General features: G+C 34.0%; 11 protein-coding genes and 1 pseudogene. 2 read left to right on the forward strand and 10 right to left on the reverse strand.

Annotated elements, in window-relative coordinates; genetic code table 11:
- Window positions 1–42: 42 nt before the first annotated feature.
- From PR675_RS17910 to cpxR, 10 genes and pseudogenes are all read right to left on the reverse strand, one after another.
- Window positions 43–972 (reverse strand): glycosyltransferase family 2 protein, encoded by a 930-nt coding sequence (locus PR675_RS17910; RefSeq protein ID WP_272582849.1) that lies wholly within the window; start codon window positions 970–972, stop codon window positions 43–45.
- Window positions 959–1,918 (reverse strand): EpsG family protein, encoded by a 960-nt coding sequence (locus PR675_RS17915; protein WP_272582850.1) that lies wholly within the window; start codon window positions 1,916–1,918, stop codon window positions 959–961. Before PR675_RS17915 ends, PR675_RS17910 begins: the two co-directional genes overlap by 14 nt.
- Window positions 1,919–2,201: 283 nt before the next feature.
- On the reverse strand, window positions 2,202–3,458 hold the full coding sequence (locus PR675_RS17920; protein WP_272582851.1) for an oligosaccharide flippase family protein: 1,257 nt from the start codon (window positions 3,456–3,458) through the stop codon (window positions 2,202–2,204).
- A complete protein-coding gene (locus PR675_RS17925; RefSeq protein ID WP_272582852.1) occupies window positions 3,455–4,186 on the reverse strand; it encodes a hypothetical protein in 732 nt (243 codons plus the stop codon). The genes PR675_RS17920 and PR675_RS17925 overlap by 4 nt, the downstream gene beginning before the upstream one ends.
- Window positions 4,146–5,036, reverse strand: coding sequence for a hypothetical protein (locus PR675_RS17930; protein WP_272582853.1), 891 nt, complete (start codon window positions 5,034–5,036; stop codon window positions 4,146–4,148). The genes PR675_RS17925 and PR675_RS17930 overlap by 41 nt, the downstream gene beginning before the upstream one ends.
- A 7-nt stretch (window positions 5,037–5,043) precedes the next feature.
- Window positions 5,044–5,505 carry a glycerol-3-phosphate cytidylyltransferase gene (gene tagD / locus PR675_RS17935; RefSeq protein ID WP_193450913.1) on the reverse strand — a complete coding sequence of 154 codons (462 nt, stop codon included), beginning with the start codon at window positions 5,503–5,505 and terminating at the stop codon, window positions 5,044–5,046.
- A gap of 141 nt (window positions 5,506–5,646) precedes the next feature.
- Window positions 5,647–5,808 (reverse strand): annotated as a pseudogene (locus tag PR675_RS17940) (NAD-dependent epimerase/dehydratase family protein); the annotation flags it as partial.
- A 749-nt stretch (window positions 5,809–6,557) separates the two neighbouring features.
- A complete protein-coding gene (locus tag PR675_RS17945; protein ID WP_442959614.1) occupies window positions 6,558–7,946 on the reverse strand; it encodes a capsule assembly Wzi family protein in 1,389 nt (462 codons plus the stop codon).
- A 464-nt stretch (window positions 7,947–8,410) separates the two neighbouring features.
- Window positions 8,411–9,781 carry an envelope stress sensor histidine kinase CpxA gene (cpxA, locus tag PR675_RS17950; protein ID WP_004924389.1) on the reverse strand — a complete coding sequence of 457 codons (1,371 nt, stop codon included), beginning with the start codon at window positions 9,779–9,781 and terminating at the stop codon, window positions 8,411–8,413.
- On the reverse strand, window positions 9,778–10,476 hold the full coding sequence (cpxR, locus tag PR675_RS17955) for an envelope stress response regulator transcription factor CpxR (RefSeq protein ID WP_004924392.1): 699 nt from the start codon (window positions 10,474–10,476) through the stop codon (window positions 9,778–9,780). The genes cpxA and cpxR overlap by 4 nt, the downstream gene beginning before the upstream one ends.
- A gap of 153 nt (window positions 10,477–10,629) precedes the next feature.
- Between cpxR and PR675_RS17960 the strand changes: the two genes are divergently transcribed.
- Entirely contained in the window at window positions 10,630–11,166 is a 537-nt protein-coding gene (locus tag PR675_RS17960) for a Spy/CpxP family protein refolding chaperone (protein WP_014657231.1), read from the forward strand.
- A 576-nt stretch (window positions 11,167–11,742) separates the two neighbouring features.
- Window positions 11,743–12,495, forward strand: a complete 753-nt coding sequence (locus PR675_RS17965; protein WP_004924398.1) for a M48 family metallopeptidase — start codon at window positions 11,743–11,745, stop codon at window positions 12,493–12,495.
- The last annotated feature ends 188 nt before the right edge of the window (window positions 12,496–12,683 follow it).

The following is a 12,683-nucleotide window of genomic DNA, read 5'->3' on the forward strand; positions in this document are numbered from 1 at the left end:
CCTGCAATTGCTATTTTCATATAATTCCTATTTATAATCATATTATTTGATTTTTTTTAATAGCTGCTTTATTTGAAATAAGAAAAAATACATAGAAAATATCGGTTTCACAACCAATGGTGATGTATTCATAAATCGCGCTATTGTAATAATAGCTTTTTTTCTATTATTAGGTGACATATTGATTACGATACTAAAAAAATGCTTTAAAACTTTTTGTTTTAATAGCTTTATTTGCTTGTTGTTTAGTCTATTAGAAAGCTCTTTAAAACCAAAGATCACATCATCAATATCGGATGACTTTGCATTTCTTGTTATACTATTAGGATTAAATCTATATAGATATAAGTTTTTATTTATAGAATCTATATACTTTGATTCAAGATATAAGTTTGGGACTAAAATGAAATCTTCATATCGTCTATTATAAGTGAAGCGATTGTTTAAAAACAAATTAGCTTTGAAAAACCTTCCACATGCATGCCAATTATATTTTTTTAGTACGATACTAAATTGTTCACTAGTCATTGGTGTTTTCTTTGAGGTACTACATATATTAACAATAGGTAATGTAAAATCTTTTTCAAAAAAACGTTGGATGTTAAACTCTACAATATCACTATTATTACACTCATAATGTTCTAGGAAAGATTTTAAATAATCATTCGATAATAAATCATCGCCATCTAAAAAGCTTATGTATTCACTATTATTAATACAATAATCTATGCCAAAGTTTCGGGCTGAGCTTAAACCTCCATTTTTTTTCTGAATTAGATTTACATTACTTAAACCAGTAATCATATTTGATACGATTTCAGCAGTGTTATCTGTGCTACCATCATTGACTATGACTAATTGTGCCCAATCTTCTTTTTGAACTAAAAAGGAAGATATACAATCTTTAATATATTGTTCTACATTATAAGCTGCTACTATAATGGTTAGTTTATATAATTTATTCTCTTTCATTAAGTGTTTTCTGTTCAATTTTATTTAAAATTTTTCTATTAGGGATTTTTATTTCTCTATTAATATCATTTATTGAATTAAATAACGGAATGCTGTTTTGGAATGTAATTTGATTTCCAAGCTTAGAAAGAATGAAAACATTAGGAATTGAGATTAAACAAATGCATATACATGCTAATGCAATAATTTTTTTTATATTCTGTGTTTTAAAATTCATTATATATATATAAGCAACTGTGAAACTAATTAGGCTTATAGACCAACCGAAACGTATGGAAAACATTCTATTATACACAAACAATAAAATAGTTAATGAATAAACAATGATAAAATATAATAATGGATTAATATTTTTGTATTTAGAATTTTTTAATAAAGCTAATGTCATTGATATTGCTAAAAATAATTTTAATATAACATATGGGATATAATGTAATAGCTCACTTCTAGTGAGGGTAGACCATTCATTATTACCATATCTATAAGCTTTATTAAACAATGAATCGAGAAATTCAATACCAACTTTTACTTCGAAATTCAATAAAAAATTAATTGTAATAAATAATATTATTAACCCGATAGCAGCGGAAGTTTTCTTTATTATTTTTTTGTCAATTAATACGGATACTAACATTAGCGCTAGAAGTATTATTATAGAACTATGTGCCAGTATTGCTATTATTGAAAATATAAAAAATTGTTTTGTTTTTTTTAAACAATATAGTGATAAAGCGTAATTAAATATAACAATTCCAAGTAAATTTTCAAATGAAAAATAAATAGTAAAAGGCACTCCTGCTAATATAATAAATAAAAAAACAATTATTCTTTTTATGGTGTTTAATTCATAATTTATACATATTAAATAATTATAGCAACCTTTTAATAAAAAATAAAAAAATAAGAATAAAGTTATGAAAGAATAAAAGGAAGCATATAGATTCATAGAATCCATAACTAAAAAAATTGCGAAGCGATACAGCTTAAACTTTGCTAGCGCAAGATAAATATTTGTATTAAAATCACTATAATACCTAACTACATCGGGATAATATTCATTATAATTAATTGTAAAGGAAGATAGCGATAAAATTAATGAAACTGATACAAGTAAAAGCCTAATATTCTTGTTTATTATTAATGTTATAGATAATAATATTAATATAATAAAGGGTAGATATATAGCCAATATACCTAACAATATAGTTGAAGTGATGATTATACTGATGTTACATAATTGACTTTTCATTTTTATTTAAATATGTATTCCAAATTGAAATTCGATAAAGAAGAATGATAAACAGGTAGAATAGGTAGGTGATAGATAGAGTATAAACTGTTAAAATATTTAAAGTATGTAAAAGAATTAGTATTGGTGTATATAAAATAGTGCAATGTATAACGGAGTTTTTAAAGCTATGACTTAAACCAAATGGTACTAATAGACAATTACCAATGAAATGAGATGGAATATTAATTAATATACTGAATATAAGAATGTTTATAATAGGAGCAGTATCTATCATACTATCACCTACATATATTTTAATAATATAAGGAGTCAAAACATATGATAATATAATTCCTAGAATAGAAACTAAACTTAATAGTTTAATAACATTATAAACTTTCTTTATATTTTTTTCTCTAGTTGCGTTAGGATAAAAAGCCTGATTAAATAAATTAAATGGAAGCTGAGCTATACCAACTAATTTAGTAGCTAAATCATAGTAAGCCACAAATTCTTTTTCGCTACTATAGCCCAATAGTAATATGTTGAACCTTTCAACAAAAACAGATGATAATCTAGATAGAAAGAACTGCCAAGAATCACTGAATAAATCAAATATAAGTTTTTTATTTAAAACAAAATTGGTTAATCTAAATTTTATTATTGCTAAAATAAACAAAGAAAAGTTTCCTATTATATAACAAACCGAGAATATCATTGTATATATAATATAGTCATCTTTAGTGCTAACAAATAAAAATACGCTAGAAAGTAATAATAATTTATAAACTAATGTGCCTAAGGAAACATAAAACATTTTTTCAACACCTTGAAAAAACCAATTTATGAAAAATAGGTCACCCACTAAATATATAATACAGCTCAGGTGTAATATTATATTTATATTCTCTCTCAAAGATAAAAAGTATAGAATTAATAAGGAGAGTAAAATTACAAACAAAAAAAGCAATAACTTTATTAAGCATATTGAATAAAATATTGTAGATAACCTTCGTTTGTTTTCACGGTAAATAGCTATCTGCTTAGTTGCAGATATTGAAAACCCAAATTGAATAACGATAGATAGCAGAAAATAAATTGATTGTGTATATACAACGTTACCATAATTTTCTGTTCCTATTGTTTTTATCAAATATGGATAATATATAAAAGGCAGTATCAATATTAATACATTAGAAAATAATAAATGAGTAAAATTTTTTAATATTTTATTAGAGATAATATTTTTTTTCATTTGTTACTTAATAAGTTATTATCTAAGAGGTGTTTTTTAATATTTTCGCTACAACCAAAAGCACTGTAGCTTTCTTTATTAATAAATTCGTATGATTTAAAGTCGATAAAGTTATTTTTTTTGGGGATCATCCAATCATTACCATAATGCCGAATAAAGATTTCTGGGCAATTATCAGGAATCGAAAGTTTTGAAAAATCATCTTTCTTTAATCCAAATATTGGATATTTAACTTGAAAGTAGGAAGTATAGATATTTTTCTCGATAAGAGTGAATTCTTTTTGAGCTCTTTCTTTTCTGAAGTTTGGACACCGATGAATATAAGATTCATCATCACTATCTAAATAGAATATATCAATTTTAGCACCATTTAAATCAAACGATAATTCAACTAATTCTTTATCTACAACTGAAACTGAAATTAGCGTAGCACCTTTATTTTCTATTTCTTCTATAAAATCAGATGTAAACACATTTGTGTTAGTGGTCGCAAAATCAAAGTCATCTGCATAAGTAATATTCTTTTCTCTATAAATACTTAACAATGTCCCAAAGAATGGGATCACTGGAACGCTTAGTGAATTTATTAGGTTAAAAACATTCTCTGCGTGGCTAGCCTGATTTATAATTTTCTTTTTAGGTCTAAATATATTTATAAACTTTAATAGACTAGCTGCTAATTTACTTTTATTTGGTAGGTTTATTAATGTTTGTTTTATTTTTTTCATGTTCATTTGTGAAGTATGTACTGAGGTTGAATTGGTGTATAATATTTTTTAATTGTTGATTGTTTTCATTATTAAAGACATTTTTTGAATATAAAGAGTCTTTTATAGATGATAGAAGAATAGGGAAATGAATGTTTTCCTTTTCCACTCTTGCACACTTATACTGTTTTTTTAGTGTGGCGGCTTTATACCATAAATCATCAGCTTTGGGTGCTAATGATAAAAATAAATCTTTATTCAATATAATATTATCTAATGAGTTTATTGGATACGCAATTCCTGAACATCCTGTCGGAATTAGATTAAAAACAGGGTTGTTTTCTGAAGTATTATTATTTATAAATTTATTATAATCAAAACAATTGTTAATTATTTCAAAGTTATGTCCTCTAAAACAAGATACACAGTTATCATTATTGCTTTTTTCTATTAATTTCTCTGCCCAATACTTAGGGTAAATAATATCATCATCAGCTGTTAATATATGAGTTATATTATTAATATCTATTTCATTAAAATATGAAAGTTTTTTATATGAATAAATATTTTCAGACTTTATTTTAATGACAACCCCCCTACTTTCAAGGGGTTTCATCTTTTTAGGTATACCACCAGATTTTTTAATGTCTTCCTCACTAAGCCAAACATATATTGACTTTGGAGGAAGAGATTGCCTAAGCAAACTTTCACAGGTTATATGTAATGTTTTTAATCTCTTATGGTATGAAGTTAAACTTATAACATAAGAAGACTGTGAGCTAGTTGTTGCATTTTTTAATTGGTAGCTATGATGTATTTGAGCTATAATTGATTGTATCCCAAAATAGATTTTTTTAATTTTTTTATTCATTAATTTTTCATCGTGAAATGGCTAAAATAATTTCATTAACTTGAGATAGATAAGTTTCTATTTTTTTTAAATCATCTTTACTAATATTAGATAATTGTTTTTTTATATCTGTTGTTGAAATATTTTCTGTTCTTGGTAAATAAATTACATCGCAGAGAGGTTTTAAATAATCAAATTTACCTTTCCAGTCATCTCCGATAGCAAAAATATTTGCATTATATTTTAAAATATCACTTTCTTTTTGTTCCCAATTATTTTCAGGAAAGACCAAATCAACATATTTGCAACTTAAAACTATTTCAGCTCTTTCTTCATAGGAAAAAAAAGACTTTTTGCCTTTAATGCTATTAAAAGAATCAGATGAAATGCCAACTATTAATCTATCACCTAACTCTTTCAATCTTTTTAGGAGTCTTATGTGACCAACATGAAATAGATCGAAAGTACCATATGTAATGATTGTTTTCATAAAAAAAGTCCATAGTTACCGCACTGGGTTGTCGGATCCCAGAGCGCGATTGAGTTCTGTAAATATGCTTATTAATTGAAAAATCAACATGTAATTCAGTTACAAGTACATTAGTGCATCAAGTTGATGTTATTTGGATATATATTTATATCGCTTTTGCATTACAAATATCAGCTGTGACTCTAAGTTTCCCGCATAAGTTAATTTATCAACATTAATAACGGTATCATTGGTGTTATTAATAATATGGCGAATAACTGCGGAACCAATAAAGCCTGCACCACCAGTAACTAATATTTTCACTGAAAACCTTGGTATTTAATAATTTATTAAGTAAGAATAAATTTAGCTATGGTATAAATGTTTACTGCAATATTTGATCAGCCATAGCTACCGCACTGGGTTGTCGGGTCCCAGTGCACCATCGAATTCTACATTCGTGCTTATTAATTGAAAACATTACGTTTTTACGTAGTCGCTCAATTGATAAGCACGTCTTATCATTCATTACCCTCAAAAGGGCATGCATTTTCGCTGACTCGGTCAAGCGAAAGCGCCTAATAATATCACTAAATATAGTTGCTGACTATCGGTGTGATTGCCTTAGAGAATAGTCTTATTATTTTACTAACTCTCTAAACTCTTGTAAAGAATAGATTTATATTCTTTGGGATTCCTTTGCTGACCGTAGGCAATATTTTATCTGCTATCTTAGGAAATAACCTTATTTTTTATGGATGTATTTTATTCATTCGATTGAGATATATTTCTATACCCGAATATCGAGTTAAGATAAGTGAAATAATTTAGAAATATATCATTTTTATTTTTTGGTTATGCTAATACGCCTTAGTGACGTTAAATTAATAAAGAGCAATAATTAATTTTATTATTTTATTAAATGAATAAAAAAGCATCAGAAATAAACCTTGCTGATAATTATAGTGTGATTTCTAAATAAGTCGAATTTCGACTAGAAATAAAAAACTAGCCGCGAATAATTCAGCGGCTAGTTTTATCATGGATATAACACTTTTATTAATGGCGATTGATTACCATTCGAACGGTACGGTTACCATGACGGAAGCACCAATATCATCACTGGTGTCGTAATCTGTTTTCGATACCCAGACTTTTGCATCGGTGCTGACCATGTTATCAAAGTTATGCCACCAACCTAAATCGACACCCTTGATTGTTTCTGATTTAGGGTAGATTTTGTTTTGTGGATAACTTTCTTTATTGACCTTGGCATAGACTAAACGTGTACTAACACGGTTATCATCGTCAAGGGTATATTCCACTTTGGCTGATAACATACGCCCATCACCACCCATGGCATGACCCAAAGGTGCACCTTGTTGGTAGTATCCATTTTGGTAGATAAAGTGAGTATACATCACGCCGTTTTTGTTCCATTCGGTATGGGTATTAGAACCTTCAATATACCAGCTTAAAGGCTGACCCCATGCAGTATGGTAGCCTTCGATACCCCCCATAAAAGCATTTTTCGATGGGAACATACCGGCTTCATCTTCACCGATCATTTGGCCGTAAACACTGACAGGTAAACCAATCAGCGGGTAGAGTTTGATTTTAGCGTCAAGCCCTGCAAGCTGGTTACCGGGGTCATCATTTTGATCACCTGTGTTATCTTTACCGGCCATCGCATTCCAGAAAGAATTCCAGTTGTTAGGGCGACCTTCACCTCCCCACATGACTACGCGTGACCCCCCTAACTCAAAGAAATCCGTTGGGTTCATGGTCATACGTAAACCAATGAGCTTGGTATGGGGTTGTGAGGAGTACTGCTTAATTTGACCTGCTGTAAGCTGATATTGCCATGAGCCAATCCATGATAACCAAGGGGTTTCAAAAGGACTTTGGTCTGCACGCTGTATTAGGAAACCTGTGACAGGACGTGCTGCATCAGTACGGATCAAGCTACCATCATGGCCTGGCCCCCACCATTGAGGGATCTCACCAAAGCTAACCCATTGGTTCCAAATTTTCACGCCGCCGTAAGAACCATTAAGGTTATAGTCAGAGCTATTTTCAACACGTAACGCTCGTTCAGCATTCGCTTTTAAATTTAAATCGACATCATCGGTGCTGTAATTACCTTCAACGGTATAACGGAAATCACTGTATTCGCTTTGCGCGAACCCCTGTGGCATGGATGGCTTACTCGTTGACAGGTAGGTTTGTAATTGGAGGTTATTTTTAGTGCGACTGAGTTGTTGCTTAATACGCTGCACAATCGCTTCTTGTTCACTATTGGTGATATTTGCATTATTAAGTGAGCGGGTAATTTCTTCTGAAGATAGGGGCCATGTAGAAAGGCTGATTTGAATAACATTACGTTCTGATAACCATGCAAGGTCGTTTCGTAAGTTATTATCCGGTAGAACGAGACCCCCAGCAAGAGTATTGCCACTCATTACGCCCAATACCGTTAAAATGGCCAACTTGGTAAGCTTGATTTTTTTCATTGATGAATCCGTTGAGTTGAGTCGTCTAATTTTTTGTGTTTTAGCGCGAAAATAGGCGCAAAAGTAATAAGTAAATTCCGAACACGAGTAAAGTACGATATCGCCCACAATTATCTTACTGTTCTATTTGACGTATTAGTTAGGCATGTGTGCGGTGTTTTTTTTATATAATAGGCAAACTCTGAATAAATAAAAAGCAGATTATAGGCGCATGCGGTAAATTGCCTTTTTATGATGATATATCACAACATAATTAAAACAGTAGGCTAGAGGAACTATTTGTCTTATTTGGTGATACTGACTGTCTTAAAATGATTGAATAGCAAATTGATTAAACGGATTTCAATTAAGTGGAATTACTTATATTGGCGCCTTAATCAAATGAATATTAAGGCGCCGAGAGTTAATTGGGATTATCGACCATGCTCGGGTAACCAAATTTGCAAACGGAGGCCACCAAGTGGGCTATCGTCTGCTTTTACCCAGCCTTTATGCTGTGAGATTGCGGTTTCAACAATCGCAAGGCCTAGGCCAGTTCCGCCAGTCTCCCTATCGCGTGCTTCATCTGTACGGTAGAAAGGGCGGAAAATGTGTTCGCGATCAGCGGGGCTAACTCCTGGGCCATCATCATCGACAGTGATTAAGATGCCGTTGTTTTCCTCTTTAAAATTGACCGCAATGTGGGTATTTGAGTAGCGAAGGGCATTGCGAACGATATTTTCAAATGCACTGCCTATCGCCGATGGATTGCAATAAATCGGCCATGGGCCTGGCGGGGCGGTTACATCTAACGTTTTATTCATCTGCTCTGCTTCAAAGCGAGCATCTTCTAGAATATCGCCCCATAATTCATCGGCTTTAATATTCTCCCTTAAGATCTCATTTTTGTGCTGGCTACGTGATAGCACGAGTAAGTCATTGATCATACTATCTAGGCGATGCGTTTCGGTTTCGATACGTTCTAGCTCTTTACTTTCACCATGGCGGCGGCGTAAGAGTGCTGTTGCCAGTTGTAAGCGTGTGAGTGGCGTCCGTAGTTCGTGCGAGATATCAGAAATCAGTCGTTGTTGGGCAGTGACCATGCCATCAAGCGCGCTAATCATCTGGTTAAAACTGTTACCGGCAGAAAGAAACTCTTGCGGCCCCGATTCAAGTTCAGGGTGTGGTCGTAAATTGCCTTTTGCGACATCGTCTGCTGCCATTTTTAATTTACGGGCAGGGCGTGCCAAGCTCCATGATAACCAAAGTAATAATGGGGCGCTAATCAGCATAGTGGCAATTAATAACAAGAATGGCCGGTCAAACAATAAGTTAATAAAGTCTGATTGTGGGCTATTGGCTGGGCGAACTAAATAGAGTTGGTAATGGTCTTCACCGTCGCGAATGGAAAAAGGCCCAAGAATTTCCGCGCGACCATATTTTTTCTTTTTCGGGTGATCGGCATTGTCGGATTGCCCGATAAAGTTACGGATCACTTGCATTTCACTGGGCATCGCCCCGATAACACGTCCTTCACTGGTCACAATGATCAGACGTTGCCCCGGAGGCGCCCATTTTTTGATGGAATTAGAAATCCGCCTCCACCAAAGAAGGTCATTCATCGGCGCCTGTGCAAGTTCGGCTTCGATGTGTTGTTCAAGCATTTCCCCTTGGCGCTGCTCACTTTCCAGAAGGGAAGTGAGCTGCCGAGAGTCTAGCTTGGGTACCATCAGCACTAGCATTAACACTAGTGCGAGGGTAAACCAGAAAATTGCAAATATTCTTGCGGTTAAGCTATTTATCATGTTGCTGAAACCATCAAGTATCCACGACCACGTAAAGTTTTAAACCACGGTTGACCATCTGTACGCTCTGGCAATTTACGGCGTAAGTTAGAAATGTGCATATCAATAGCACGGTCAAATGGCGTTAAGCGTTTCCCAAGAACTTCTTGGCTTAGATGCTCTCTTGAAACGACTTGACCGAGGTGCTGAGCTAATAAATAGAGTAGCGTGAACTCAGTACCTGTTAGGTCTAGAATTTCGTTATCAAAGCTGGCCTCTTGGCGACCAGGGTTTAATTGTAGCTTATCAACTTGCAGAACAGGCGTATTGCTATTGTCGCCCTGATTCTGTTCGCTCCAATTAGAACGGCGCAATAGTGCACGGATACGGGCAACGAGTTCGCGGTCATTGAAAGGTTTAGGAAGATAGTCATCTGCACCTAACTCAAGGCCTAACACTTTGTCTAGCTCACTACCGCGAGCGGTTAACATAATGACAGGAGTTTGGTGGATTTGACGCAACTCTTTTAATGTCTCAATACCATTTTTCTTTGGCATCATGACATCAAGTAATAACAGATCAATGGACGAGTCCAGTTGTTGTAAAGCCTGTTCACCATCATAGGCGATGACAACGTTGAAACCTTCCATTTCGAGCAGTTCTTTTAAGAGCGACGTGAGTTCACGGTCGTCATCAACTAATAGGATTTTATGCATGTGTTTAAGTCCTCCAACTGCCAAAATACGATAACAATCTTCATGATTCCATGACTTTACGTTCTTTTACATGCTCTGACGCTAGTTTGCAGCCACCGGCGTATAGTTGTCCACATTGAATCACGAGCACTGTCCGAGAACAAGGAGTCAGAAATGCAAAGAACAGCACAAACAACAGTAATGTTGACGTTAGCCTCTGCATTCATTTTCGGCTCAGTGACGGCTTTTGGGGATACACCAGAAAATGTGGCACAAACTGGTGATGGTTCGACTCCCCTAATGTTGCAAATGCAAAATGAGCCTACCTCATCAGCGTTGGCTAAACTTCAGCATTATGAGCTGTTTGGTAGTGAAGAACGCACGAGTACATTTATGTTTAATGGTATCACGTTAAATGAAAAACAGCGCCAGCAATTACGTGATTTAATGGCAACACAACGCCGTTATCAATTTGATAACCCAGTTTCAGTGCAAGAGCGTGAAGCATTGCACAGTTTAATTACCGCAGACGACTTCGATGAGCAGGCAGTACGTGCCCAATTAGAAAAAAGTTTGCAAAAAGAATTAACTCAGCGTGTTGAAATGGCGCGAATTCATCATGAATTGTATCAGTTATTAACACCTGAGCAGAAAGCCCAACTTGAGCAGATCCATCAACAAAAAATGTCTCAATATCAGGCTTTGCAATAACTCATTGAATGAAATTTATTGAGTACCGAATTCTCTTGATCGTAGTAGTGAAGTAGCAATAAGTGAAGTTTTTTCCTTGCCATAGACACCATCCCTGTCTTTTACAGCCCCTTTTAGGGGCTTTTTTTTTGCGCTTAGCTTTTAAAATAAAAAATGGATCCCTCTCTATGCTTCCCTTTTGATCACCCTGTTTATGAAGGTTTTTATCGATAATATAAACATGCTGAGCAAATAATATAGGTTCTGAAACAACGGCAAAGGCGCTCTTTGGTGCTTCTATTTTTAATCATCAAGTGGACAAAGCCCTGCGAATTTTATCCTATCTTAGTGTTGTGCGTTTGGTCGATCGCCGCTTTGTGGTGAATTGTTCAGACTCGACTCTACAGAAACTGATTATTTAGTTAATTATTTTGGATAAAGCGAATTATTATTCCAATGATTTTGCTATTAAGACAAAAAACGGGTTAAATTCATTTTATGAAGATGATCTCACTCTATTCCTATTGTTATTTTGCTCAAAATTCATAGTCTTTATGCCGTAAAATTGTTGTGTGTATTGCAAAGGAAAATAATATTATGAAAATGAAGGCTCTTGTTGCAGTCGCTGTCTCTGCTGTCATTTTGACGGGATGTAAAAACTTAGACCAAGGCATGCTAACTAACTCTGGTATGCAATTATTCCAAGCCGCTACTTTAACGGATGGTGACGTTAAGCAATTAAGCGACCAATCTTGTAAAGAAATGGACGCACAAAATAAAATTGCACCCGCGTCAAGCAAGTACTCTAAACGCTTAGATAAAATTGCTAAATCATTAGGCAATGAAATTGATGGCACACCAGTTAACTACAAAGTTTATATGACTGATGATGTGAATGCTTGGGCAATGGCGAATGGTTGCGTTCGTGTCTATAGCGGCCTGATGGATATCATGAATGATAACGAAGTCGAAGGTGTATTAGGTCATGAAATGGGCCACGTTGCACTCGGCCATACACGTAAAGCAATGCAAGTTGCTTATGCCGCGGTTGCCGCGCGTACCGCAGCAGCTTCAGCGGGTGGCGTTGTTGAGCAACTCAGCTCTTCACAATTAGCTGCGCTGGGTGAAAAACTGATTAACTCTCAGTTCTCTCAACATCAAGAGAGCCAAGCGGATGATTTCTCTTATGACTTGCTGAAAAAACGCGGTGTTAAAACTGACGGCTTAGTCACTGGTTTTGAGAAATTAGCTCAAATGGGTAGCAAAGAAAGCAGCATGTTCGATTCTCACCCACCGTCAGCAGAGCGTGCACAACATATCCGTGACCGTATCGCGGCTGACAAAAAATAATTATTTATTCAGTTAGAATAATATTGAAAAGCAGTAGAGGTGCCGCCTTTACTGCTTTTTTTGTATCTTCATTTGTGTTGATCTTGTGATCATGCCATTAACTTTTTGCTAATAATCTATTCTTTGCTGTTTATCTGCGAATGTTGTCTCAAAAAAAACGAAATCAGACCTTGCTGCTTGCACTCTAA

It is taken from the genome of Providencia sp. PROV261 (assembly GCF_028477945.1).
Taxonomy (GTDB): Bacteria; Pseudomonadota; Gammaproteobacteria; order Enterobacterales; family Enterobacteriaceae; genus Providencia; species Providencia stuartii.

Bases quoted from the DNA above. Each gene is read 5' to 3' on its own strand.
- PR675_RS17910 (WP_272582849.1), bottom strand. From the start codon at position 972: ATGAAAGAGAATAAATTATATAAACTAACCATTATAGTAGCAGCTTAT.
- PR675_RS17915 (WP_272582850.1), bottom strand. From the start codon at position 1,918: ATGAATCTATATGCTTCCTTTTATTCTTTCATAACTTTATTCTTATTT.
- PR675_RS17920 (WP_272582851.1), bottom strand. From the start codon at position 3,458: ATGAAAAAAAATATTATCTCTAATAAAATATTAAAAAATTTTACTCAT.
- PR675_RS17925 (WP_272582852.1), bottom strand. From the start codon at position 4,186: ATGAAAAAAATAAAACAAACATTAATAAACCTACCAAATAAAAGTAAA.
- PR675_RS17930 (WP_272582853.1), bottom strand. From the start codon at position 5,036: ATGAATAAAAAAATTAAAAAAATCTATTTTGGGATACAATCAATTATA.
- tagD (WP_193450913.1), bottom strand. From the start codon at position 5,505: ATGAAAACAATCATTACATATGGTACTTTCGATCTATTTCATGTTGGT.
- PR675_RS17945 (WP_442959614.1), bottom strand. From the start codon at position 7,946: ATGAGTGGCAATACTCTTGCTGGGGGTCTCGTTCTACCGGATAATAAC.
- cpxA (WP_004924389.1), bottom strand. From the start codon at position 9,781: ATGATAAATAGCTTAACCGCAAGAATATTTGCAATTTTCTGGTTTACC.
- cpxR (WP_004924392.1), bottom strand. From the start codon at position 10,476: ATGCATAAAATCCTATTAGTTGATGACGACCGTGAACTCACGTCGCTC.
- PR675_RS17960 (WP_014657231.1), top strand. From the start codon at position 10,630: ATGCAAAGAACAGCACAAACAACAGTAATGTTGACGTTAGCCTCTGCA.
- PR675_RS17965 (WP_004924398.1), top strand. From the start codon at position 11,743: ATGAAAATGAAGGCTCTTGTTGCAGTCGCTGTCTCTGCTGTCATTTTG.